Genomic DNA, 24,337 nt, shown 5'->3' on the forward strand with positions numbered 1-24,337 from the left:
CTCCTTTCGGCCTGTACTAAAGACTTACGATTGTTCGGCCCTTCCCGAAAAAAAACCTTCGGTACTATGGCCTCTGCTGACTTCTTACAGTTCGTTGTTACTGCGGATTTCGGATTTTTTTCCTTACTTTCCGTCTGTAAGACCTCCCCGGGTAAGAACAATAACCTTCGTTTCATGCTGCCGCCACATTTACCGTGCAGGATTCGGGTAGCATTGGACTTCGTTTTGTTGAGCAAACTCGTCCGTCCTTGCACGGCCTTATATGTGGTTTCTGTTCGTCGGCCCGAAACTTTGCCCGCCAAGGCTCCTCGCATTGACATCCGGCTTCCTTCAGATTCCACCTCACGATGGACACCCTTGCCTTCGGCTAACGCTTCCTGCTACCGAGCGCGTAGTGGTCTTTCACCACCTAGTTATTGCCCATGCCGGGCGCACTCAAAGGGTGCGCTGCAAAGTGTTTTGCAGCGCACCCTTTATATTGGATCGTCATTTGTCGCTGCGGACAGAATAAAGCATAAGAAAGCGGGAACGGCTCCGTTTCCGGTCGTAAGATAGAGATATGGAAAGGAGGCGGCATCCATGGAGTGGACCGTATGTATCAGCAACGCAATCCGCTATATCGAAGAGCATCTCACCGAGGAACTCACCACGGAAGACATCGCGCGGCAGGCGCTGGTTTCCCCCTACTATTTTCAAAAGGGCTTTGCCATGCTTTGCGGTTTTACGGTAGGCGAGTATATCAAAAAACGAAGGCTCACGCTTGCCGGCAGCAAGCTCGTTTCCACGGACCAGAAAATCATCGACATCGCGCTTCAATGCGGCTACGATTCGCCGGATAGCTTTACCAAATCGTTTACCCGATTCCACGGCGCCACGCCTTCTTCCGTGCGGAAGGGCGAAGCAATGATTAAAGCCTTTGCTCCGCTCAAAATCAACCTTACACTGGAAGGAGGCGATACGATGGATTATAAAATCGTGTCAAAGGCCGCGTTCACCATCATCGGCATATCCAAGGTATTGCGGTATGAGGAAGCGGCGGCGGAGTCGCCGAAGCTGTGGGCGGCGTTTTACGAGTCCGGAAAAGACGTTCATGTACACAGCGTATACGGCGTGTCCATTGACGAACAGATGGATGGCGATCGGTTTGAATATTGGGTCGCGGACAACTACGACCCGGCCCACGACATCGCGCAGGGCTTTTCAACCCGGACGATCCCCGCGCACACGTGGGCTGTCTTTGCTTGTAAAGGCGCGGCTTCCCATGTCATGCCGGAGGTGCACCGGCAGATCTTTGCAGAATGGTTGCCGGGCTGTAGGGACTACGAAATCGCGGCGGGCTACCATGTAGAAATGTACGGCGATCCCGCCGCCTATGCCAATGGGGTACAGGACGACAGCTATTACAGCGAGATCTGGATCCCCGTACGGCAAAAGTAAAACGAGCATCAGAGCCGTTGCGTGAGGCAACGGCTCTGATGCCAGCTTCGGATTTCTGCGTGATGTGTCTTGCGCTATGGCGCGGTCTGTGATATAGTGATAATAGTTCCTGATACTGAAAACACGCTTTGAGGTAAAAGGTACGGCATATTGTTTGGGCGTTTCCATACCCAGCCGTACCGGGCCTTTCGCCTGTACGGCTGTTTTTCTTTTATGAAGCATGGGAGGAATGCGCATGAACCGAATCTATTGGCGCCGCGAGGTATGTCTATGACCGAACTGCACACGCTCGCCGAACAGCTTGCCGCCGAACATGACCTGCCGGATGAAGCGCTTCACGCGCTGATCGCCGGACGGAACGCGGAGATACAGCGCCATCTTGTGCAGCGGGCGGAGGCGCTGCGGCAAAAAATATACGGAAACCGTATTTATATCCGCGGCCTGATCGAATTTACGAATCACTGCAAAAACGATTGCTACTACTGCGGCATCCGTCGGAGCAACGGCAAGGCGCAACGTTACCGCCTGACTCGCGCGGATATTCTCGCCTGCTGTGAAGAGGGATACCGGCTCGGCTTTCGCACCTTTGTGCTGCAGGGCGGCGAAGACCCCTATTTTACGGATGAGCGCCTGACCGATATCGTGCGCGCCATACGCGCGGGTTTTCCGGATTGCGCCATCACCCTTTCCGTGGGCGAACGCAGCGTCCAAAGCTATCGCGCTCTTTTTCAGGCCGGGGCCGACCGCTATTTGCTGCGCCACGAGACCGCGACCAAAGCGCATTATGACCGGCTGCACCCGCCCGCAATGGATTTTGAGCGCCGGATGGACTGTCTGCGGCAGCTGCGGCGAATCGGCTACCAGACCGGCTGCGGCTTCATGGTCGGCTCGCCCGGTCAGACGGACGAGCACCTTGTCCGCGAGCTTCGCTTCTTAAAGGACTTTCAGCCGCATATGGTGGGCATTGGGCCTTTTCTTCCTCACGCGGATACGCCTTTTCGAGATCAGCCGGGCGGCACGGCGGAGCTGACGCTGTATCTGCTCTCCCTTATCCGATTGCTGCTGCCCGAGGTGCTGCTGCCCGCCACGACCGCGCTTGGCACCGCGGCCGGAGACGGCCGGGAGCGCGGCATCCGCGCCGGAGCGAATGTGGTGATGCCCAACCTCTCTCCCCTATCGGTGCGGCAAAAATACATGCTCTATGATAAAAAGATCTGCACGGGCGAGGAATCCGCGCAGTGCGTCGCCTGCCTTGCGAAACGGATGGCTTCGGTAGGCTGCGAGATCGCTGTGTCGCGGGGCGACAGCCTCATCCGGACCCAGCATAACGATTTTTACTGACGGGGAAGCCGATCTGACCCGCAAGAAAGGAAACGAATGATGTACGATCCCAAATCTCTGCAAGCAGAGGAATTTATCAGCCACGACGAGATCCTCGCAACGCTCGACTACGCCGAAGCGCACAAGACCGATCTTCCCCTTGTGGACAGCATTATTGAAAAAGCCGGACAGTGCAAGGGGCTGACCCACCGCGAAGCCTCCGTGCTGCTGGCCTGCGAGGACGGGGAAAGGATCCAGCGGATCTATGCGCTCGCCGAAGCGCTCAAAAAGAAATTTTACGGCAACCGCATCGTTATTTTCGCGCCGCTGTATTTATCCAATTACTGCGTCAACGGCTGCACCTACTGCCCGTATCACCAAAAGAATAAGCATATCGCCCGCAAAAAGCTGACGCAGGAGGAAGTCGCCCGCGAAGTGATCGCCCTGCAAGACATGGGCCACAAGCGCCTTGCGATCGAGGCGGGTGAAGACCCGGTCAACAATCCGCTGGACTACATATTGGAATGCATCGACACCATCTATTCCATCAAGCATAAAAACGGCGCGATCCGCCGCGTCAACGTCAACATCGCGGCTACCACGGTGGAGAACTACCGCAGGCTGAAGGAAGCGGGCATCGGCACGTACATCCTGTTCCAAGAGACCTATCACAAGGCAAGCTACGAAAGCCTGCACCCCACCGGCCCCAAGCATGATTACCGCTACCACACCGAAGCGATGGACCGCGCCATGCAGGGCGGCATCGACGACGTGGGGCTGGGCGTGCTGTTTGGGCTGGAGCTTTATAAGTACGAGTTCGCGGGCCTATTGATGCATGCGGAGCATTTGGAAGCCGTGCACGGCGTTGGCCCGCACACCATCAGCGTGCCGCGCATCAAGCACGCGGACGATATCGACCCCGGCGCGTTCGACAACAGCATCAGCGATGAAACGTTTGCCAAGCTATGCGCCCTCATCCGTCTGGCCGTGCCCTATACCGGTATGATCATTTCCACCAGAGAGAGCCAGCAGGTGCGCGAAAAAGTCATACGGCTTGGCGTGAGTCAGGTGAGCGGCGCGTCCCGCACCTCGGTGGGCGGCTATCAGCAGGAGGAACGGCCGACGGACACCGAACAGTTCGACGTTTCCGACCAGCGCACGCTGGACGAGGTTGTGCGCTGGCTGATGGAGATGGGCTACATCCCCTCCTTCTGTACGGCCTGCTACCGCGAGGGCCGCACCGGCGACCGCTTTATGAGTCTGTGCAAGAGCGGGCAGATTCAAAACTGCTGCCACCCCAACGCCTTGATGACGCTAAAGGAATATTTGATGGATTACGCTTCCGAACCGACGCGGGCGATCGGCGAAGCGCTGATTCAGGCCGAGCTGCAAAATATCCCCCGTGACAACGTGCGCGATATCTGCGCGGATCATCTGGAAAAGATCGCACATGGCATCCGTGATTTCCGGTTTTAAGGGAGGGCCCGCAACATGGGACTGAATGAAACGCCGCTGGCCGAGCGCGTGCACATCGGTTTTTTCGGGCGGCGCAACGCCGGTAAATCCAGCGTGGTCAATGCTGTGACCGGGCAGGAAATGAGCGTGGTCTCCGCGGTCAAGGGCACGACAACCGATCCTGTCTACAAATCCATGGAGCTGCTGCCGCTTGGCCCCGTGGTCATCATCGACACGCCGGGCTTTGACGACGAGGGCGCGCTTGGCGAAAAGCGCGTTAAGCGCACCAAGCAAATTCTAAACAAAGCGGACTGCGCGGTGCTGGTCATTGACAGCGTTGTCGGCAAAACGGCCGCGGACGAGGCGCTGATCGCCCTGTTCCGGCAAAAGCAGCTCCCCTACCTGACCGTGTACAATAAGTGCGACCTTAGCGGTTATACGCCGCAGGAAGAAAACGCGATCGCCGTGAGCGCCGCGAGCGGCCTGCAAATCCACGAGCTGAAGGAACGCATTGCCCGCCTTACGCATACGGAAGGCCCCGAACGGCGGCTGATCGGCGATTTGATCGCGCCGGGCGATACCGTGGTCCTCGTCGTGCCCATCGATTCCGCCGCGCCCAAGGGACGGTTGATCCTGCCACAGCAGCAGGCCATACGCGATATTTTGGAAGCGGGCGCGCACGCGTTCGTCACACGGGATACCGAGCTGTCGGGCGCGCTTAGCGCGCTTCGTCAGACTCCCGCCCTTGTCGTGACCGACAGTCAGGCTTTCGGCCGTGTCAGCAAGGAAACGCCGCCCGAGATACCGCTCACCTCCTTTTCCATCCTGATGGCCCGTTACAAGGGTTTTCTGGAAACAGCGGTGCGCGGCGTGGCCGCGATCGGCCGCCTTGCGGACGGCGACCGCATCCTGATTTCCGAGGGCTGCACCCACCACCGGCAATGCGGCGACATCGGCACGGTCAAGCTGCCGGGCTGGCTGCGGCAGCATACCGGCAAAGAGCTTATGATCGAAACCAGCGCCGGACGCGACTTTCCGGACGACCTTTCCCCCTACCGGCTGATTATCCACTGCGGCGGCTGTATGCTGAATGAACGCGAAATGCGCTACCGGCAGAAGTGCGCGGCGGACGCGGGTATCCCTTTCACCAATTACGGCACCGCCATCGCACACCTGCACGGCGTTTTGCAGCGCAGCCTTTCCGTGTTTCCTCAGTTGGCCGCATTGCTTCAATAACTGTTTTTACAAAAAATGGAGCGCACTGTTTTTTTACGACAGCGCGCTCCGTTTTCTTATTTCTTTTTGTTTTCCTGCGCCTGATCGGCGCGGCGGCGTTCCTTTTTGCTCACGGGCGGAATATTGTCCTTGGTCTCGACAAACTCAAACGTATCGGGATCGATGCGTTTGGGTCCCCGATAAGCGTTCGTATCCGTGGAAAGGCCGCGTTTTTTGAGCAGATTGTTGAAAAACTCGGTCGCCACACTATACAAAACAGCGAAAATCGGTACGCCGACCGCCATGCCGACAAAGCCAAACACGCCGCCGAACACCAAAATGGCGAACATGACCCAGAAGCTGGACAGACCGGTGGAATCGCCCAAAATCTTGGGGCCGAGGATGTTGCCGTCAAACTGCTGCAAGACGATGATGAAAATGCCAAAATAAACCGCCTTGATCGGGCTGATGACCGCGATGAGGATGATGCTCGGGATCGCGCCGATAAACGGCCCAAAGAACGGTATGATATTGGTCACGCCGATGATGACCGAGATCAGCACCGCGTATGGGATCTTCATGAGCGCCACGCCGATAAAGCACAGCACGCCGATGATGAACGAATCGATCAGTTTGCCGGTGATAAAGCCGCCGAACACACGGTGGACATGGCTGACGCGCGACATCACGCGGTTGGCGTGATCCACGCGCATCACGCCGTAGATCACCTTTTTGGCCTGCGCGCAGAAGGTATCCTTGCTATTGAGGATATACAGCGAAATAATAATGCCGATCAGGAAATCGAACAGCAGCGACACGGTGTTTTTTACACCGCTCATCAGTTCGACCAGCCGAGGGGTAATGCCTTGGATCCAACCGATCATCTGATCGGAAAATTCCTCGTAGAGCTGCAAAAAGTTGCGTTCCAGCGCCGGATTATCCTTAAAGAAGCCCGCCACCCAGTTGGATATCTCGGTTAAATAAATATCCATAGAGCCGAGCAGCGTGATGATGCTCGCCACGAGCTGCGGCAGCACCATCCAAAGCAGCACGCCGATGATGGCAAGGCCGATCAGCAGCGTTAAAATGCTGCAAAGACCCTTGGCAAAGCGCGTGCCGTTTTTCATTTTGACGGAAAGCCGGGGCTGTATCCTGCGGTACATGCCGTTAAAAATCGGCAGCAGCAGGTAGGCCATGACGAAGCCGAAAATAAACGGCCCCAATATGCCGACCAGCTTTTTGAACAATGTCCAGATAAACGGAAGCCAGCCGAGCAAGTAAAAAACCAGCACGCTCGCTACGATAACACAAAATGCCGTTAAGCCCCACTGAAAATAGTGGGGCTCGGTACTGTTATCGATTTTGTCAGAAGAGTGGGATGGGTCGCTCACGGGTGCACTCCTTTCAAATTTCGATCGCTTTTATTTATTCTTCGCCATCGAAAAAGATGCGCCAGAACAGGTACAGCCAGCTCGCCACAAAGACGACGAACAGCACGCTGCGGCATTTCTTAAAAAGCTTGGCAAAGCAGGAGCCCAGCCAAAGGCCCAGAGAGAGCAGGCAAACCTTCAGAACGGCAAAATCAAAGATAGAAAAATCGTGCGCCTTATCCATTGCAAAATTGGTCCAGCGGCAGGCGCAGCTTTTCGCGCCGTTCGCGTAATCGAGCATTTGCTCGGCACGGGCACGGATGGCGTCGCGGTCGATGTCTTCAAAGTAGTTTTTCATGTTCGTCCTCTCCTTTTTCAGATAGGTCAGTTGCGGTTTGCGCGCGCTGTTTTGCCGCACGCTTCCTTTGCGATGCTGCACGGCGATTTGCCGGCGGGAGAAATGCGGCCCAGCCGCATACCGATCCGCTCCGCGAGTTCGCACACATCGCCGGAGCCGGTCTTTTGCAGGGCCGCCTGCAGAATAAAGCCCGCGGCCTGCGCGTCCGACCCGGCTTCGTGGTGGTTGAGCGGAATGCCCAGCGCCTCGCTCACCGTGTTGAGCTTGTGGTTGATCAGTTCGGGCCATACGCGCTGCGATACCTTGACGGTGCAGACGTACGCGCAGTCCGGCAAGGGCAAATGATAGTAGTTCAGGCACGCGCACAAAACAGCGGTGTCAAACATGGCGTTGTGGCAAACGAGCACGCCGCCGCATACGTCGTCCCGCAGGGCGCGCCATACCTCGTCGAACGCGGGCGAATTGGCGACCATGCGTTCGCGGATGCCGTGGATGCGGATATTGCCCCAGTGGAACTTGCCCACCTCGGCCGGGGGCCGGATCAGCTGCACCTCGTTGCGAACGAGCGCGTGATCCTCGAACACCGAAATGCCCACCGAACAAGCCGACAGCGGCGAAGCGTTGCCGGTTTCAAAATCCATTGCGACGTATCTCATCGCGCCGCCTCCCGCGGTATGACCGCGGCGCGCTCCTTGGCCGCCAAAAGCAGGCGGTAAAACGGGGCGAGCTTTTGCATGGTGCGCAGCATCGGCTGCACGAACGAGCCGTCTAAAATGGGGGCGAAATCCTCGGTCTCTCGGAAGTCGACGCCGAGGTGCTTGCGGTTCAGCCAAGTTTGATAGGCGGGCTTTGCGTCCGGGAATTTGGGGCGCTTGTACGTCTCGCCGCCGAGAACCACCCCGGGGCAGGCGCGCACCGCCTTATACGCGTCCAGAAACAGTTTATCTTCCCTGCGTATCATGTCGCGTATTTCGGCCATTTCCCCGCGGCCGAACGCGCCCCAGCAGCCATATGCCCAAAATTCCGGGTGCACCTCGACATAGAACGAGGGGACATCCTCGAACTGGCGGCGGGGGCGGCGGAAAAAGAGCCATAGATTGGCGCGGTAGAGCGATTTATCGTGCGTATAGCGGGTATCCCGCCGGACGCGGGAAACCATGCGGGAGGGTACCGTGACGAAGCTTGGATCGATTTCGAGCATGGTCGGCGCCATCTCTTCGATCAAGCGGTGGAACGGCTCGATTGCGAGGCGTCGAATCTCCATCTTATGCGCTTCATAAAATTCCTTGCTGTTATGCAGGCGGTTTAGTTGCAGCAGGTCGATGCCCTCTGCTGAAAAACCTGTGAATGCCATGAAAAAGGGCACCACCTTTCTGAATACCATTGTACCGCTTTTCGCCCGCGCATGCAACAGCATTTTGCATTTTCGCCCGCCATAATACGCAAAATATAGATTAGTTAGGAGTTGAAGGTATCGCGCTCCGCGCGATTCTCATTACTAATTCCTAATTACTAATTACTAACTTATAATTCCTAACTCCTACCTACCCAAAGTATCTTACCAGAAGAATGGCCGCGCCCAGCACGGTGAGGACAACGCCGGTCGCGCGGTTTAAAACGATTGCCGGCGCTTTATTGGCGAAACGCGCGGCCAGCCGCGCCCACAGCAGCGTGGAAAGCACGCAGAACACCAGACTCCAAAGGTCGGGCGCGCCGCCGATCGCAAAATGGCTCGCCGCGCCGGTCAGCGCGGTGAAGGTCATGATAAATACGCTGGTGCCCACCGCGGTTTTCAGCTCGTAGCCTAAAACGCTCGTCAGGATAAGCAGCATCATCATGCCGCCGCCAGCGCCGACAAAGCCGCAGATCAAGCCGATCACAACGCCGCAGACGATCGACTGCGTCAAGCGCTTTTTCGGACTGACCGCGCCCATGCTCTCCTTGGTGGTCATCACAGGCCGAACGATGAATTTGATGCCGAGGAAGAACGTCATCACGACTGAAAAGCTGCCCATCGCATGGCTGGGCACTAAGCTGGACAGATAACTGCCCGCCAGCGTGAACACCAGAACGGACGCCATCATCACAAGGCCGTTTTTCACATCAATATTTTTGTGTCTGTAATAGGTGTACGCGCTCACGGCGCTTGCCAGCACGTCGCTCGCCAGCGCGATGCCGACCGCCGTGTACGGCTCCATCCCTAAAAACGTAATCAGCATGGGGCTGATGACGGCGGCGGCGCTCATGCCCGCAAAGCCGGTGCCAAGCCCCGCGCCGATACCCGCCGCAAAACAGACGATGAATTTGATCAGCATGTTGCTTCCTCCTCCGCGAAATGCTCCCGAATATTGGCGGCAATGCGCCGGGTCGTGCGCTCAAACACGCGGAGATCATCCGCGGGAATGTCCCGCAACAGCACGGCAAAAAATGAATCCTGCGCGCGCCGCCCCGCCTCTACCGCCGGATACGCGTCGGGCAAAAGCGACAGGTGCACCACCTTACGGTTATCCTGCTCCAAATGCGCCGCGAGCCAGCCGCGTTTTGTCAGCGCCTCGAGCGAAACAGAGACCTGCGATTTACTGAGCAGCCGCACGCGCACGATATCCCGCGCCGTGTCATACGCGGGGTTGTTTGCCAGAAACAACAGGATGTCCAGCTCCATCCGCGTGAGGGAATATTGCTGCGTCACCGGGCGCAGCGCTTCACCGTAAAGGCGCTTGACCAGCATGGGATTGGAAATCAGTTCGACCATCGCGGGAAAGCCTCCTTCGCCATATTGTTCTATTTAGAACAATATGATTGTACGCCTTTCCCACCTGCCTGTCAAGGGCGCGGAGCGGCGTTACCGCTCCGCAAGCCCTATTGCCTCGATCGCCACACCGCCGCCGCGCACGATCTCGATGCGCCCCGGAAACTGCTCGCGCAGCAGGCGGATCAATTCATCGTTTCTGGTTTCCGGCGCGGTGCTTTCCAGCAGCACCGCGTCGCGGCAATAATCCGTTATGTTTACCGTAAACACCCCGGCAAAGCGGAACAGGTCGTCGATCTCTTGCCGGGTACAGGCGCGCACCTTGACAAACAGCAATTCCTTCTGGTGGCTTGCCGTTTCGGTTAGATCGATTACCTTGATCACTTCGACGCAGCGGTCGAGCTGCTTAACGACCTGCTCAAAGGTGCGGTCGTCGCTCGTCAGGCCAATGGTCATGCGGGAAACCGTCGGATCCTCGGTCGGGCCGACGGTCAGGCTGTTCAGATTATAGCTTTTCCCCGCGAACAGGCCCGCCACACGGGCCAGCACGCCGATTTCATTTTCCGCGAATACGGAAAGCCACCGTTTCTTTATCATACGTTCTCCCCTTCTTCCCCGTCGATCATTTGGTCCAGCGGCAGACCGGGCGGCACGATGGGCAGCACGTTTTCCTCCGGCCCGATCAGAAATTCGATCACAGTGGGCACGCGGCGCTCCTCCTTTGCCGCGCGCAGCGCGGGCAGGACCTCTTCCGCACGGGCGACGCGGCACGCTTTTGCGCCGCAGCTTTCCGCAAGGCGCACAAAATCCGGCACATAGGGCGGACAGTTTAGGCCGGGCGCGTCGCATTCCGGCGGACAGCTTTTGCGCCGCCGCATGCAGGTGCCGGAATACCGGCGGCCGTAAAACATTTGCTGCCACTGGCGCACGTTGCCGAGAAAGCCGTTGTTTAAAATACAGATCACGACCGGCAGTTCATAAACGACCGCGGTGACAAGCTCCTGCATGTTCATCTGAAAGCCGCCGTCCCCCACGATGGCGACGGATTCCCGTCCGGGCTCTCCCAGCTTCGCGCCGATCGCCGCCGGCAGGCCGTACCCCATCGTGCCCAAGCCGCCGGACAGGAGCAGCCGCCGGTTTTCATTCAGTTCCAGATACTGCGTGGCCCATAGCTGATTTTGTCCCACATCGGCGGCGATGACCGCGTCTGGAAAGACTTCGTTGATACCCTCCATGATGCGCTGCGGGCCAAACGCGCTGTTAGCGGGCGCAATGGGCCGCTGCGCCTTCCACTCGGCCACCTGCGCCGCCCAATCCCCCACGGGGAGCGGCCCGGCCTTTTCAAGCAGCAGGCACAGGGTCTTTTTCGCGTCCCCCACGATCGGGATGTCAACCGCGACATTGCGGGAGATCGACGCGGGATCGATATCGACATGGACAATGACCGCGTCCTTTGCAAACGAGCCGATCTTGCCGGTAATGCGATCGTTGAACCGCACTCCGATGGAAAATAGCAAATCGCACCCGGTGACCGCGCGGTTGGCCGCATGGCTGCCGTGAATGCCAAGGTTGCCCGCGTACAGCGGGTGGCCGGTCGGTATCGCGCCCCGTCCCATAATGGTGGTGACGACCGGCACGCCGGTTTTTTCCGCGAGCGCGGTCAGTTCCCCCTCGGCCCGGGCGATACGCACGCCGCCGCCAATGAGAAAAACCGGCCGTTTCGCCTGCGCAAGACTGCTCAGCGCCTTTTTGACCTGCCCCATATGTACCGGCGGCTCGGCCCGGTACCCGCGCAGCGCGATGCGCGCCGGGTATTCGTCATCCCCCATCGCCTGTTGGATATCCTTGGGCAGATCGACCACCACCACGCCGGGCTTGCCGGTACGGGCAATATAGAACGCCTTCTTGATGATCGCGCCCAGATCCTCGCGCCGCCTGACCGTGACCGCGTACTTGCAGATGCTTCTTGCGATACCGACCATATCGACCTCCTGAAAGGCGTCGTTTCCGATCAGGCCGGTCGGTACCTGACCGGTGAAGCAAACCAGCGGCACGCTGTCGTAATTGGCCGTTGCAATGCCGGTGACCAGATTGGTCGCCCCCGGCCCGCTCGTGACCAGACAAACGCCCGCCCTGCCCGTCGCGCGGGCGTAGCCGTCCGCCGCGTGGATCAGCCCCTGTTCATGCCGCGGCAGAATCAAATTGATATCGCGCGCGCCATACAGCGCGTCAAATAAATCGATCGCCTGCCCGCCGGGATAGGCGAACAGCGTTTCCACCCCTTCCGCCCGCAGCGCTTTGACAAACAGCGCGGCCCCTGTGATCTCCATGGATATTCCTCCTTATGAATGCGTGTGCTTGCTTGCATGCTATCTATTTTTTTACGGCGCCGCCAAATGGCGATGCCGTAAGAAACATTTTTATGGCGTGGGAATACCCTCGACAAAAACTTTTACGCTATTCTCGATGTACTTCCGCTGCTGCACGCCGGTCAGCTTAGCGCCGAAGGAAGCGCTGAGAAAGGTATAGCCGAAGGTGGCGGAAAAAAACGTCAAGGCCAGACTTTCAAAATCCGTTTGGGCAATCTTGCCCTTCCGCGCCATTTGCTCAAAGTAATCGGTCAGCGCGGATAGGAAGGTTTCCGGTATCTTCATGATCAGCGGCGCGGTATCTTCATAAATCTGCGGCGCGCGCAGGCCGATCGACAGGTTGACAAAATCCGGGGTCACACGCTCCATATAGGACGACATGAACATCGCAAGGTCCGCCCGCAGATCCCACCGCACATGCTGAAACACCTCGGGCGTGATGCCCGCGCGCCATTTTTCCTGCTCCATGCCGTGCAGCACGATATCCTTTTTGCTTTGAAATTTGCGGAACAGCGTGCATTCGTTGACCCCTGCCACACGCGCGATATCCTTGGTCGTGGTGGCGGTGTAGCCCTGATCGCGCACCAGCGCCATAGCCGCGTCAATGATCCGCTGGCCGGTCTCCTCCGCTCCCATTTGCTTCACCCCATTATGCAAGCGCTTACTTTCATTTATTGTACCGTTGCCGCGCGGCAATGTCAAGCCGGTTTTGCGCGAAGCACCGTGATCGCCGCGTAATGCCGAATGTCGAAGCGCGGCGGCGCGATGCGCGCCAGCAGCGCGCGGTGCTCCCCGTCAAAGCGCCGCACCTCGTCCTCGCTTAGCGAGGCCTCGATCCCCCGGCAGGCCTTGATGCGGCCGTTCCAGCTTTCCCGCGTGAAAGGAACGGACAGATCGAACAGTTCCTCCCGCTCGACCTCGAAATACTGCCGGTAAACGGCGGGCACCTCGATCGGCCGCCGCGTCTCTCCGCAGCCCGTCCACACCGGGTTGTACTGCAAGATCAGCTTTTCGCTCGCCGCGGCAACGTCGTCCTCCTCCGGCAGCCAAGCCATATACAGAACGGCGAACCGGCCGGGCCGCGCCAGCAGGCGGCTGAGCCTGAGCGCGAGCAGGTCATGATCAAAATAGACAAAGCACTGGCAGGCGGTCACGACATCAAAGGTGCCCTCCGGAAAGCTAAGCCGTTCGGCCGGCATACAGCGAAAATCGATCTCCATGCCGGCGTCTCTCGCGAGCGCCTTCGCCATGCTGATCTGGCTTTCCGAAATATCGGTGCCCGTGAATACCGCGCCGTACGGATACAGGTGGCGCGGCAGCACGCCGGTGCCCGTGCCAAGATCAAGCACGCGCTGCCCCGGCCCGCAAAGACCCAGATCGCGTATCTTTTGATAGAACGCGGCGGGATAAATATCCCGGTACTTGGCATAGTCGGCCGAGGCCCGGCCCCAATCAAAGGCCCGGCCCGCGTCGATATCGTTTCGTTGCATTCGTTTCGCTCCCCTCATTTCTAGAACCATCATACCATGCCGCACGCCGCTTTGCAAGAATATGGACAGGCGCAGGAAAACGGTGTATAATAGCTTTAATTATTTCTTTTTTGATGAAGGAGGCTATCATGATGGACAATCCTGAAAAGCTGCTTAATTTACTCTCCGAGGACGCGCGGCTGACGACCGCTCAGCTGGCCGCCATGACCGGCGCGACAGAGGACGAAGTCGTTTCCGCAGTGCGCGCTTTTGAGAAGAACAATACCATTTTGGGCTATAAAACCATCGTCGACTGGGACAAGACCGCCCGCGAATTCGTCACCGCGCTGATCGAGGTAAAGATCACCCCGCAAAAGGGCATGGGCTTTGACGAAATCGCCCGCCAGATTTACTCCCATCATCAGGTGGAAAGCGTGTATCTGATGAGCGGCGGCTTCGACCTGACCGTCATCATCAACGGCCGCTCGATGCGCGAGGTGGCGCGTTTTGTATCCGAGCAGCTCGCGCCGATGGAAAACGTGCTCTCCACCGGCACGCACTTTATTTTAAAGCGGTATAAGGACCATGGTGTGGAGTTCGATCCCTCCGACAAAGACAAGAGAGAGGTCATGATGTCATGGTAGACTATCAGCAGCTGCTCTCCGACCGGGTCAAGATCGTAAAGCCTTCCGGCATCCGCAAGTTCTTCGATGTGGCCGCCGCCATGCCGCACGCGATCTCCCTCGGCGTCGGAGAGCCGGACTTTGAGACCCCGTGGCAGATCCGCCGCGCGGGCATTCAGTCCCTTGAAAAGGGGCGCACCTTCTATACCTCCAACTGGGGCCTTGCCGAGCTGCGCGATCAAATCGCCGCCCTTGCCCGCCGCAAGTACCAGCTCTGCTATGATTCTGCAAAAGAAGTTCTGGTTACCGTGGGCGGTTCGGAAGCGATCGATAACGCGCTGCGCGCTTTCATTTCGCTCGGCGACGAAGTGCTCATTCCCGAGCCCTCCTTTGTCTGCTATACCCCGCTTACCATTATGGCGGGCGGCGTGCCCGTTCCCCTGCCGACGGTGAAGGAAGATCAGTTCAAATTGACGCCCGAGCGCCTGAAAGCCGCCATTACCCCAAAGACCAAGGTACTCATCCTGCCCTATCCCAACAACCCGACCGGCGCGATCATGACGCGCGACGAGCTCGCCGCCATCGCCAAGGTGCTGGAGGATACCAACATCCTCGTCATTTCGGATGAGATCTATTGCAGCCTAACCTATGGGGCGGAGCCGCACGTCTGCTTTGCCGAGCTGCCGGGCATGAAGGAGCGCACCATCGTGGTGGACGGATTCTCTAAATCCTACGCGATGACCGGCTGGCGCCTTGGCTGGGCCATGGGCCCCAAGGAGCTGATGCAGCCCATTTGCAAAATCCACCAATTCGGCATCATGTCCGCGCCGACGACGGCGCAGTTCGCCGGTATCGAAGCTATTCGCACCGGCGAGGACGATGTGCAGCACATGCGCGAGCAATACGACATCCGCCGCCGCTTCCTGCTGGGCGAATTGCGCGACATGGGTCTTTCCTGTTTCGAGCCGCAGGGCGCGTTTTATATGTTCCCTTCCATCGAATCGACCGGTCTCAGCTCCGAGGAGTTCTGCGAGCGCCTGCTGCACGAGCAGGAGGTCGCCGTCGTCCCCGGCAACGCCTTTGGCGACAGCGGCGAAGGGCACGTGCGCATCTCATACTCCTATTCCATGAACCATCTGCGCGAAGCCTGCTCCCGCATCCGCACCTTCCTCAAAACATTATAAGAAAAACAAAAAAACAGGCGTGCTGCTCGAACTTGCAGCACGCCTGTTTTGTACGCTTATTCCCAATTCAGCTCTGTCTTGCGCGACAGGCCGTAGTATTCCTTGAAATACACATCGTAATAGTCGTTGTGATACGGCATGACCCAGCCGTAAAGCTCCTTGGGCAGCTTGCGCAGGGTAAGGGTCTCGCCCCCGTCGTAAGCCGCGATCCGCGCGCGGTTTTGCGCGTCATACAAAGCGTTTAGGCGAAAGCCGTCGAACGTGTCCTTCAGCATCAGCCAGCCGCAGAATAACAGTGGCACGCAGCACAGCACGGCGGCAAGGCGCCGCGCCGGACAATATTTCCGAAAAAGCCATAGCGCGGCCGCGACGGCGAACACCGCCGCCATCAGCGCATACCCCCAATGCCAGCCGAGCATGCAGCCCGCGACAAGCAGATATGGGTAAGGCGCTTCACGAATCAGACAGGCCGCCATCAGCAAAAACGCGCCCACAAAGCATAGCATGGTGCGCGAGCCGACCGTCGGCGAGACCAGCATCATCACCTGTGAACCAACGCCAAGGATCCAAGCGAACAGCGGCGTCCAATCCTTTTGGCGCGCCGCCGCGATCGAAGCGTACAGCGTTACCAGCAGATAGCCCACAAGCACCGCGAGAAACGCGCGCGCCACTTGGGGCGCGACCTCGCCGTAGGAAAGGACGCTTTTATCCCACTGGGGCAGCTTGAGCCAAACGGCAAAGACCGCCGTACCGGCCAAAGCGGCAACGCCGTGCGTCCATTTCTTCTCCCGCAGCGCACGCGCAAACAGGTATGCGGGCACAGCCAGCATCACGATAAAATGAATGGGATAAAGCGTGTCCCCAAACAAAAAGCTGCGCCGCAGATTCATGACATTGAACCGCACCATGGCCAAGGCGCCGCCCTCTACCGGCGGCGCGGTGATGCTGGCCCGAAAGAAGTTGCCCGGCGCGGCGACAACGGATACCATGCCGGCAAAAGCAAGGCCAAGCGCCCACCAAACCGCCCTCGGCAGCTTTTTCTTTTCAATCATGAGCCGCCGAAGCAGCATCAAAACAGTCAGCCCGACCGCCATCACGCTGATCTGCTCGGTCGTCAGTCCGGTCAAAACGGCGAAAACCACGGTGGCTCTCCACCCTCGTTTTTCCGCCATGCTGTCCCGCAGCAGCACCCAGTATTCCATAAACAGGGCAAGCGGCAGCACATAATTCATCGCGCCGGTGATCCAGTAAACGCCCTGCCGGGTCAAATAGATCGGCAGCAGGAACAACCCGCAAATCCAAAACGCAGCAAGCGCGGGCGTGCGGTGATCCTTCGTGTCGGAAAGGCGCAGGCCGTTCAGCGCGATCGAGCCGAGCAGCAGCGCGATGAATACGCGCGCCAGACCGATCCGCAAATCGCTTCCAAGCAGGACGCCGTCGATCATGTGCACCAGATTGCGGCCGTTGGCGCGCATATAATGCTGGGCGATCTGCCCCAGAAACTCGGCCGGACCAAGATTGCCCCAGCGGCCATAGAAGAAATCATCCCCGGAAGGAGTGACGAAATGCAAAACCGCGAAGCAGCCAAGAAACACGGTCAAAAACGTGCCGATGCGGCAAAGCATACCGCCCCGCCGCTTAAGCTTCTCGCGCATACTCAAAATACGCAGTACTGCGCCATATAAGCGTCCATCAGCGGTACGATCTCCTCATAGCCGCCGCTCGCCAGCAGGTATTCGCGGATGTCCTGCACGGTGATGAGCGCGTGCACGCGGATGCCGAACTCCTCGCCCACCTCCATTACGGCGGTCTTGCCCGGCGTCGTGCCGACTTCGCAGCGGTTGACCGAGATGAACATATCGTTTACCTTCACGTTCGCGCAGCCGGTCAGCACGGGCATGGTCTCGCGAATGGCGGTACCGGCTGTGATCACATCCTCGATAATGATGACGCGATCGCCGTCCACCGGCTTATAGCCGACGATGGAACCGCCCTCACCGTGATCCTTCACTTCCTTGCGGTTGAAGAAAAACGGCTTATCGATGCCGTACAGCCGCGCGAGCGCGCCCGCCGCCGAGGTAGCAAGCGGAATGCCCTTGTACGCCGGGCCGAACATCGCGTCGAAATCCGCGCCCACGGTCTCGCGGATCAGCGCCGCGTAAAACTCGCCGAGCTTCGCGCTCTGCATACCGGTCTTATAGTTGCCGGTATTGACAAAATACGGGGTCTTCCGCCCCGACTTGGTCGTAAAATCGCCAAAGCGCAGCACATCCGCGCCCATCATAAATTCAATAAATTCCTTTTTCGCCGCAGTCAGCATAACTTTACCGTCCTTTATTTTGTTTTGGGTTTATTATACCAGATTGCCCGGCCGGTAACAAGCGTTCAATCGGAAAACATGCGCTGAAGCAGCTTCATGCTGAAACGCATACCGGTTTCAAAAGCGTCGCGCACGATACTGTCATAATAGTAAAAGCTTTCATTCACGTATTGCGCAAACCGCTGTGCCTGTTTACCGTGTAAATGATCCTCCAGCCAGCTTTCCAGCCTCTCCATTTCCCCGCTTTCTCCCTCGCGGCTCATCGTGTCATGATCTTGCAGGTAGTAGCATAGCTGCTTTAATATTTCATCCATTGTTATCACCTCAAGCTTATTATAATATATGACAAAATATATGTTTACAAATAGACCAAAATGGCATAAAAAAACTTGCGGCATGTTTACAATGCTCGCAAACCGCCTATTCCCACTATGAGTCGGAAACGCGTGATATCCCTACCGAGGTTTTGCGCAAGCTGGCGGACTACTACCATACAAGCATCGACTATCTCCTCTGCCGCACCGACAATCCCGCACCACCGCAGAAATAATATGGAATATGCAAAGCGGAAACATCCGCGCCTAAAATCCTATGATTACAGCGAAACCGGTGTATATTTCCTGACGGTCTGCACTAAAAACAAAGTCCATTTGCTGCAAAATTGTAGGGCGCGACGCCCCCGGCGCGCCGTGTCCACCTCTACCGCAGTTGTCCGCTATCGGTCAATATGTTCAACGGTTAATCCTGAATATTGAAACTTGATACCCTTTTATTAAACTATTGAACCATGTCGTCATGCCAAACCATATCCACCTTTTGCTGGAAATCTGTTCATCAGAGAGCGGCGCGCCGGGGTCGTCGCGCCCTACTCAAACGATGTTTGAAAAACCATATTGCGTTCCGCGTTCCACCACGGTCATACCGCGCGTTATTATCACACTCAAAAAGTTTTCCAATGCGGATGATGAGTATTATTAATCTCTCTGCGCAGCAAATCGTGAGCAACGCAAAAACCCGGCGAAAGGACAAGCCTTTCGCCGGGTTTTGTTGTTTATTCCAGCACCGCGCCCTTATCGGCGGAGGTGACGAGCCGAGAGTAACGGTACAGCCAGCCCGACTTGACGTTGGGCTCGCGCGGCGTAAATTTCGCGCGGCGGGCTTCCAGCTCTTCGTCCGATACCTTAATATTGACCTTGCTGTTCGGGATGTCGATGGAAACGATATCCCCTTCGCGGATCAGCGCGATCTCGCCGCCGGCAGCGGCTTCGGGCGATACATGCCCGATCGACGCGCCGCGGGAAGCGCCGGAGAATCGGCCATCCGTAATGAGCGCGCAGTCCTTATCGAGCTGCATGCCCGCGAGGGCCGAGGTGGGGTTGAGCATTTCCCGCATGCCGGGGCCGCCCTTGGGGCCTTCATAGCGGATGATGACGACATCGCCCTTGACGATCTTGCCATTGTAGATCGCCCCGATCGCGTCTTCCTCGCAGTCGAACACGCGAGCCGGACCCTCGTGCACCATCATTTCCGGTGCGACGGCGGAGCGCTTGACCACGCAGCCGTTCTTTGCGATATTGCCCCACAAAACGGCGATGCCGCCGGTTTCTGAATACGGGGTCTCAAGAGGACGAACGACTTCGGGGTTCTTATTGGTAACGCCCGCAAGGTTCTCCCCTACCGTTTTGCCGGTCGCGGTGATCAGAGACAGGTCGAGCAGGTCTCTCTTGGTGAGCTCCTTCATGATAGCCGGCACGCCGCCCGCCATGTACAGCTCCTCGATATGGTGCGGGCCCGCGGGCGCAAGGTGGCAGATGTTCGGCACCTTTGCGGAAAGCTCGTTTAGCATTTGCAGGTTCAGTTCTACGCCCGCCTCATGCGCGAGAGCGAGCAGGTGCAGCACTGAGTTGGTCGAGCAGCCGATCGCCATTTCGCAGGTAAGCGCGTTGCGGAAGGCGGCGGGCGTCAGGATATCGCGGGGCTTGATATCCTTTTGGAGCAGCTCCATGATCTTCATGCCCGCGTGCTTGGCGAGCTGGATACGCGCCGCGTGCACGGCCGGGGTCGTGCCGTTGCCGGGCAGCGCCATACCGATCGCCTCGGACAGGCAGTTCATCGAATTCGCGGTGTACATACCCGAGCACGAACCGCAGCCGGGGCAAGAGCCGCACTCGCACTCCATCAGCTTCGCATCGTCAATCAGACCGGCCTTGTACGCGCCGACCGTTTCAAAGGTCTTGGAAAGCGAGATTTCCTCGCCGTCATAATGGCCCGCCAGCATCGGCCCGCCCGAAATGATGATGGACGGGATGTTGAGCCGCGCCGCGGCCATCAGCATGCCGGGCACGATCTTGTCGCAGTTCGGGATCAAAACGAGCGCGTCGAACTGGTGGGCGTTCGCGAGCGTTTCCACACTGTCCGCGATCAGCTCGCGGCTTGGCAGCGAATACTTCATACCGATGTGGCCCATGGCAATGCCGTCGCACACACCGATGGCCGGAACAAGGATCGGCGTACCGCCCGCCATCGAAACGCCGGTCTTAGCGGCGGCGGCAATCTTGTCGAGGTTGATATGGCCGGGGATAATCTCGGAATAAGCGGAGACCACGCCGATGATCGGGCGGCCCATTTCCTCCTCGGTCAGGCCGCAAGCGCGCAGCAGCGAGCGGTTTGGCATGCGCTCGGCTCCGGCGGTGATATTATCGCTTCTTTTAGGCATAATATTTCCTCCTTTTCGGGTTGCCCGTCTTTCCGCGGCGGGGTGGGTCACCCCGCCCTACGAATGGAAAACGAAGGGCGGACGGCGTCAAACCGTCCGCCCTTCGTTCGGGTTTACTTAAAATTTCAGGCCGCGGTCCTTGCACAGGGTCTCAAGGCTGCGGTCAAGCAGCGCCTCGCCCTCTGTCGAGAAAAAGCAGCCGGGGATGCCGCCCTCGTTGTCGCGATGGTGCGCGACGCAATCGCAGCACTTACCATGGCGCGGGCAATCCGCCGTACAGGGACACGGACGGGTGTTGGAACAGCCGGGCATAGCAGATCCTCCTTCTTAACATGCAGCTTTTGTTAAGTACGTCTAAACGCCGTTCAGAATTACTTCTTGAGCCAGCTCATCAGTCCGCGCAGCTTCTTGCCGGTCTCTTCCAGCTCGGACTCGGACTCTACCTGACGGGTCGCGAGGAACTTGGCGCGGCCGCCGGCGCGGTTCTCCTGAATCCACTCGGAAGCAAAGGTGCCGTCCTGAATCTCGCGCAGGATCTTCTTCATTTCCTTACGGGTCTCCTCGGTGATGATGCGCTTGCCGGTGCGGTAATCGCCGTACTCAGCGGTATCGGAGATCGAGTAACGCATCTTGGCAAAGCCGCCCTCGTTGACCAGATCGATGATCAGCTTCATCTCGTGCACGCACTCGAAGTAAGCGTTTTCCGGCGCGTAGCCAGCCTCAACGAGCGTTTCAAAGCCAGCCTTCATCAGCTCGCAAACGCCGCCGCACAGAACGGCCTGCTCGCCGAACAAGTCGGTCTCGGTCTCAGCGCGGAAGGTGGACTCCAGAATGCCCGCGCGGCCGCCGCCGATACCGCAGGCATAAGCCAGCGCGATATCCATCGCCTTGCCGGAAGCGTTCTGATGCACGCAAACCAGATCGGGCACGCCGTGGCCTTCGACATACTGCGAACGGACGGTGTGGCCGGGGCCCTTCGGCGCGATCATGATAACGTCCACGTCAGCCGGCGGAACGATCTGCTTGAAATGGATGTTGAAGCCGTGCGCAAACGCCAGCACGTTGCCGGGCTTGAGGTTGGGAGCGATCACATCCGCGTAGATATCAGCCTGCTTCTCGTCCGGAACGAGCATCATGATGATATCACCGGCGGCGGCAGCCTCAGCCGGGGACATGACGGTCAGGCCGTAGGACTTGGCCTTTTCCTCGTGCTTCGAGCCCGCGCGCAGACCAACAACAACGTTAACGCCCGAATCCTTCAGGTTCATCGCGTGCGCATGGCCCTGCGAGCCAAAGCCGATGATCGCGACGGTCTTGCCGTCCAGCAGGGACAGGTTGCAGTCCGAATCATAATACATCTTTACCATTTTTGTTTCCTCCTAAGGTTTATATATGAAGTTTATTGGCAAACAAGGTTGACTGAATTAGTAATTAGTAGGTAGTAATTAGGAATTATGGAGCCTACGTCAGCCATCTCGGCTCACACCTGACAGCTACGTTTCAATTATTAATTACTAATTCCTCATTACTAATTATTTCCGTATTGCGGTGACGCCGGAGCGGCACATTTCCATGACCTCGAAATTGGCGACGACCGTGAGGAACGCATCAATGCGGCTGGGCGATTCCGACAGGACGACGACCATGTACTGCCCCGCGGATTCAATGATACGCGCACCGTACACTTCGGCCACCTGACGGATGTTATCCTTCGCGGCGCCGTCCTCGGTCAAGAACTTGACAAAGACAAGCTCGCGGCAGTAGGAATCCGCTTCCTGCAAATGCTCCACCAGCATGACTTCTTCCAGCTTGGATACCTGCTTGATGATCTGCTCCAAGATCGGCTCATCGCCGGTAACGATGATCGACATGCGCGAGATCTTCGGATCGGTCGTGGCCGAAACGGTCAGCGAATCGATGTTATAACCGCGCCGCCCGAACAGGCTCGACACGCGCGCCAGCACGCCTGAGTTGTTGCGAACGGTCACGGAAAGGATGTATTTTTGCATGTGGTTCTCCTTTCCTCAGCCCGAAACGATATCGTCGACCGTGCCGCCCGCCGGGATCATGGGCAGCACGCGCTCATCCGGATCAATCCGAACGTCGATCACGACGGGGCCGGTACGCTTGAGCGCTTCGGTCATTGCGTGGCGCAGCTCCTCCATGGTCTCTACATGGAAGCCGCGCGCGCCGAAGGCTTCGGCCAGCTTAACGTAATCGGTCTTGCGGTGCGGGTCGGTCGCCGCATAATGCTTTTCGTAGAACATGGTCTGCCACTGACGCACCATGCCGAGCACCTCGTTATTGAGCAGCAGCGTGATGATGGGCAGGTTATACGAAACCGAGGTGCAAAGCTCGTTCAGATTCATATGGAACGAGCCGTCGCTCGTGATATGCAGCACGGTCTTATCCGGGCACGCGATCTGCGCGCCCATGGAAGCGCCGTAGCCAAAGCCCATCGTGCCGAGGCCGCCCGAGGTGATGAACTGATGAATCGCGTTGCGGCCGCAATACTGCGCGGCCCAAAGCTGATGCTGGCCCACATCGGTGGCAAAGATCGCGTCCGGCCCGGCCATTTCAGCCGCAAGGCCGATGACCTGATGCGGACAAATGCGATCCACGCCGTCCTTCGGGATATAGTCGAGTTTTTTCCGCCACTCTTCGATCTGCGCGCGCCAAGCATCGTGCTTCGCGGGCTGCACGTAGGGCAGCAGCGAGCGGAGGAAATGCCCCGCGTCGCTGACGACCGCGCAATAGACCCCGATGTTCTTGTTGATTTCCGCCGCGTCGATATCGATATGAATGATCTTGGCGTTTGGCGCAAAACGGTTCGTGTTGGTGGCAACGCGATCGGAAAAACGCGCGCCGATGGAAAGCAGCACATCCGCCTTATCGATCGCCCAAGAGGCCGAAACCTTGCCGTGCATGCCGATCAGGCCCATGCTGAGCGGCTCCGCGTCCGGGATGCAGCCAATCGCCATCATCGTGTGCGTGCACGGGATATCCGCCTTTTGCACCAGCGCAAGCAAATCCTTGCCCGCGTCCGCCGTGGCGACGCCGCCGCCGTAGTAAATGACCGGACGTTCGGCAGAGGCGAGTATTTCGGCTATCTCCCGCAGCTTCGCTTCCGGGATTTCCGGCTCCTCCACCTTTACGGCGGGGGCGGCGGGCACATATTCGCATACGGCGGCCGTTACATCCTTCGGTATATCGACAAGGACCGGGCCGGGCCGGTCGGAATTGGCGATGCGGAACGCTTCGCGCAGCGTATCGGCCAACTCTTCCACATTGCGCACGACGAAGTTGTGCTTGGTGATCGGCATCGTGATGCCGGCTATGTATACTTCCTGAAAGCTGTCCCTGCCGATCAGGCTGGTGCCGACGTTGCCGGTGATCGCGACCATGGGGATGGAATCCATATAAGCCGTGGCAATGCCGGTAACAAGGTTGGTAGCGCCCGGGCCGGAGGTCGCGATGCAAACGCCGGTCTTGCCGGTGGCGCGCGCGTAGCCGTCCGCCGCGTGGGACGCACCCTGTTCATGTGCGGTCAAAATATGTCGAATCCGGTCTGCGTTTAAATAAAGCGCGTCATAGATATTCAGGACGGAGCCGCCGGGATAGCCGAATACCGTATCGATACCCTGCTCTACAAGCACCTCCACCAAAATTTCGGAACCGTTCTTCTTCATACGAAACCGCCTCCTTTCTCATCTTCTCTGGCGTTTTCTTTGCAGAAAACGAAATAAAAAAAG

26 protein-coding genes are annotated in these 24,337 nt (G+C 58.1%); 7 read left to right on the forward strand and 19 right to left on the reverse strand.

Annotation, left to right across the window (positions count from 1 at the left end; translation table 11 throughout):
- Positions 1 to 302, reverse strand: a 302-nt coding sequence (locus NE562_RS05595) for a hypothetical protein (RefSeq protein ID WP_280961422.1), incomplete at its 3' end; no start/stop codon positions are given.
- A 277-nt stretch (positions 303 to 579) separates the two neighbouring features.
- Here NE562_RS05595 and NE562_RS05600 point away from each other — a divergent pair.
- The 4 genes from NE562_RS05600 (at position 580) to hydF (ending at position 5,448) form a co-directional block, all read left to right on the forward strand.
- The gene (locus NE562_RS05600; RefSeq protein ID WP_280961423.1) at positions 580 to 1,437 is read left to right on the forward strand and encodes an AraC family transcriptional regulator; all 858 of its coding nucleotides are present in this window, start codon (positions 580 to 582) and stop codon (positions 1,435 to 1,437) included.
- A 270-nt stretch (positions 1,438 to 1,707) separates the two neighbouring features.
- Positions 1,708 to 2,778 (forward strand): [FeFe] hydrogenase H-cluster radical SAM maturase HydE, encoded by a 1,071-nt coding sequence (hydE, locus tag NE562_RS05605; RefSeq protein ID WP_280961424.1) that lies wholly within the window; start codon positions 1,708 to 1,710, stop codon positions 2,776 to 2,778.
- Positions 2,779 to 2,817: 39 nt separating this feature from the next.
- Complete coding sequence (gene hydG / locus NE562_RS05610) at positions 2,818 to 4,233, forward strand: [FeFe] hydrogenase H-cluster radical SAM maturase HydG (RefSeq protein WP_280961517.1); 1,416 nt, start codon at positions 2,818 to 2,820, stop codon at positions 4,231 to 4,233.
- Positions 4,234 to 4,248: 15 nt separating this feature from the next.
- The gene (gene hydF / locus NE562_RS05615; RefSeq protein ID WP_280961425.1) at positions 4,249 to 5,448 is read left to right on the forward strand and encodes a [FeFe] hydrogenase H-cluster maturation GTPase HydF; all 1,200 of its coding nucleotides are present in this window, start codon (positions 4,249 to 4,251) and stop codon (positions 5,446 to 5,448) included.
- Between the two features lie 56 nt (positions 5,449 to 5,504).
- On the opposite strand, the gene NE562_RS05620 is transcribed toward hydF, so the two are convergent.
- From NE562_RS05620 to NE562_RS05665, 10 genes are all read right to left on the reverse strand, one after another.
- The gene (locus tag NE562_RS05620) at positions 5,505 to 6,719 is read right to left on the reverse strand and encodes an AI-2E family transporter (RefSeq protein ID WP_280961426.1); all 1,215 of its coding nucleotides are present in this window, start codon (positions 6,717 to 6,719) and stop codon (positions 5,505 to 5,507) included.
- A gap of 133 nt (positions 6,720 to 6,852) precedes the next feature.
- On the reverse strand, positions 6,853 to 7,155 hold the full coding sequence (locus NE562_RS05625) for a hypothetical protein (RefSeq protein ID WP_280961427.1): 303 nt from the start codon (positions 7,153 to 7,155) through the stop codon (positions 6,853 to 6,855).
- Positions 7,156 to 7,181: 26 nt separating this feature from the next.
- The gene (locus NE562_RS05630) at positions 7,182 to 7,811 is read right to left on the reverse strand and encodes a 3'-5' exonuclease (protein WP_280961428.1); all 630 of its coding nucleotides are present in this window, start codon (positions 7,809 to 7,811) and stop codon (positions 7,182 to 7,184) included.
- On the reverse strand, positions 7,808 to 8,539 hold the full coding sequence (locus NE562_RS05635) for a DUF2461 domain-containing protein (RefSeq protein ID WP_280961429.1): 732 nt from the start codon (positions 8,537 to 8,539) through the stop codon (positions 7,808 to 7,810). Before NE562_RS05635 ends, NE562_RS05630 begins: the two co-directional genes overlap by 4 nt.
- A gap of 160 nt (positions 8,540 to 8,699) precedes the next feature.
- Positions 8,700 to 9,470 carry a sulfite exporter TauE/SafE family protein gene (locus NE562_RS05640; protein ID WP_280961430.1) on the reverse strand — a complete coding sequence of 257 codons (771 nt, stop codon included), beginning with the start codon at positions 9,468 to 9,470 and terminating at the stop codon, positions 8,700 to 8,702.
- Positions 9,464 to 9,907, reverse strand: a complete 444-nt coding sequence (locus NE562_RS05645) for a MarR family winged helix-turn-helix transcriptional regulator (protein WP_280961431.1) — start codon at positions 9,905 to 9,907, stop codon at positions 9,464 to 9,466. Before NE562_RS05645 ends, NE562_RS05640 begins: the two co-directional genes overlap by 7 nt.
- Positions 9,908 to 9,997: 90 nt before the next feature.
- A complete protein-coding gene (gene ilvN / locus NE562_RS05650; RefSeq protein ID WP_280961432.1) occupies positions 9,998 to 10,501 on the reverse strand; it encodes an acetolactate synthase small subunit in 504 nt (167 codons plus the stop codon).
- Entirely contained in the window at positions 10,498 to 12,234 is a 1,737-nt protein-coding gene (gene ilvB / locus NE562_RS05655) for a biosynthetic-type acetolactate synthase large subunit (RefSeq protein WP_280961433.1), read from the reverse strand. Before ilvB (NE562_RS05655) ends, ilvN (NE562_RS05650) begins: the two co-directional genes overlap by 4 nt.
- A gap of 90 nt (positions 12,235 to 12,324) precedes the next feature.
- The gene (locus NE562_RS05660; RefSeq protein WP_280961434.1) at positions 12,325 to 12,909 is read right to left on the reverse strand and encodes a TetR/AcrR family transcriptional regulator; all 585 of its coding nucleotides are present in this window, start codon (positions 12,907 to 12,909) and stop codon (positions 12,325 to 12,327) included.
- A 62-nt stretch (positions 12,910 to 12,971) separates the two neighbouring features.
- Positions 12,972 to 13,763 carry a class I SAM-dependent methyltransferase gene (locus NE562_RS05665; protein ID WP_280961435.1) on the reverse strand — a complete coding sequence of 264 codons (792 nt, stop codon included), beginning with the start codon at positions 13,761 to 13,763 and terminating at the stop codon, positions 12,972 to 12,974.
- Positions 13,764 to 13,876: 113 nt separating this feature from the next.
- On the opposite strand from NE562_RS05665, the gene NE562_RS05670 reads away from it, so the two are divergent.
- Positions 13,877 to 14,386 carry an Lrp/AsnC family transcriptional regulator gene (locus tag NE562_RS05670; RefSeq protein ID WP_280961436.1) on the forward strand — a complete coding sequence of 170 codons (510 nt, stop codon included), beginning with the start codon at positions 13,877 to 13,879 and terminating at the stop codon, positions 14,384 to 14,386.
- Positions 14,380 to 15,549: a pyridoxal phosphate-dependent aminotransferase gene (locus tag NE562_RS05675; RefSeq protein WP_280961437.1), complete on the forward strand. Its 1,170-nt coding sequence runs from the start codon at positions 14,380 to 14,382 to the stop codon at positions 15,547 to 15,549. The genes NE562_RS05670 and NE562_RS05675 overlap by 7 nt, the downstream gene beginning before the upstream one ends.
- Positions 15,550 to 15,605: 56 nt before the next feature.
- Here NE562_RS05675 and NE562_RS05680 read toward each other — a convergent pair whose 3' ends face one another.
- The 3 genes from NE562_RS05680 to NE562_RS05690 form a co-directional block, all read right to left on the reverse strand.
- A complete protein-coding gene (locus NE562_RS05680; protein WP_280961438.1) occupies positions 15,606 to 17,204 on the reverse strand; it encodes a DUF6056 family protein in 1,599 nt (532 codons plus the stop codon).
- A gap of 2 nt (positions 17,205 to 17,206) precedes the next feature.
- Positions 17,207 to 17,869 (reverse strand): orotate phosphoribosyltransferase, encoded by a 663-nt coding sequence (gene pyrE / locus NE562_RS05685; RefSeq protein WP_280961439.1) that lies wholly within the window; start codon positions 17,867 to 17,869, stop codon positions 17,207 to 17,209.
- A gap of 65 nt (positions 17,870 to 17,934) precedes the next feature.
- Positions 17,935 to 18,183: a hypothetical protein gene (locus NE562_RS05690; protein ID WP_280961440.1), complete on the reverse strand. Its 249-nt coding sequence runs from the start codon at positions 18,181 to 18,183 to the stop codon at positions 17,935 to 17,937.
- Between the two features lie 65 nt (positions 18,184 to 18,248).
- Between NE562_RS05690 and NE562_RS05695 the strand changes: the two genes are divergently transcribed.
- Complete coding sequence (locus NE562_RS05695; RefSeq protein ID WP_419195994.1) at positions 18,249 to 18,419, forward strand: helix-turn-helix domain-containing protein; 171 nt, start codon at positions 18,249 to 18,251, stop codon at positions 18,417 to 18,419.
- Between the two features lie 501 nt (positions 18,420 to 18,920).
- On the opposite strand, the gene ilvD is transcribed toward NE562_RS05695, so the two are convergent.
- The 5 genes from ilvD to ilvB (NE562_RS05720) form a co-directional block, all read right to left on the reverse strand.
- Positions 18,921 to 20,585, reverse strand: coding sequence for a dihydroxy-acid dehydratase (gene ilvD, locus NE562_RS05700; RefSeq protein WP_280961441.1), 1,665 nt, complete (start codon positions 20,583 to 20,585; stop codon positions 18,921 to 18,923).
- A gap of 117 nt (positions 20,586 to 20,702) precedes the next feature.
- The gene (locus tag NE562_RS05705) at positions 20,703 to 20,897 is read right to left on the reverse strand and encodes a hypothetical protein (RefSeq protein ID WP_280961442.1); all 195 of its coding nucleotides are present in this window, start codon (positions 20,895 to 20,897) and stop codon (positions 20,703 to 20,705) included.
- Between the two features lie 59 nt (positions 20,898 to 20,956).
- On the reverse strand, positions 20,957 to 21,952 hold the full coding sequence (ilvC, locus tag NE562_RS05710) for a ketol-acid reductoisomerase (RefSeq protein WP_280961443.1): 996 nt from the start codon (positions 21,950 to 21,952) through the stop codon (positions 20,957 to 20,959).
- 165 nt (positions 21,953 to 22,117) lie between these two features.
- Positions 22,118 to 22,594: an acetolactate synthase small subunit gene (gene ilvN / locus NE562_RS05715; RefSeq protein ID WP_280961444.1), complete on the reverse strand. Its 477-nt coding sequence runs from the start codon at positions 22,592 to 22,594 to the stop codon at positions 22,118 to 22,120.
- 15 nt (positions 22,595 to 22,609) lie between these two features.
- The gene (ilvB, locus tag NE562_RS05720) at positions 22,610 to 24,274 is read right to left on the reverse strand and encodes a biosynthetic-type acetolactate synthase large subunit (RefSeq protein ID WP_280961445.1); all 1,665 of its coding nucleotides are present in this window, start codon (positions 24,272 to 24,274) and stop codon (positions 22,610 to 22,612) included.
- Positions 24,275 to 24,337 lie beyond the last annotated feature (63 nt).

This window comes from Butyricicoccus faecihominis (genome assembly GCF_024462775.1).
In the GTDB taxonomy this organism is placed as follows: domain Bacteria; phylum Bacillota; class Clostridia; order Oscillospirales; family Butyricicoccaceae; genus Agathobaculum; species Agathobaculum faecihominis_A.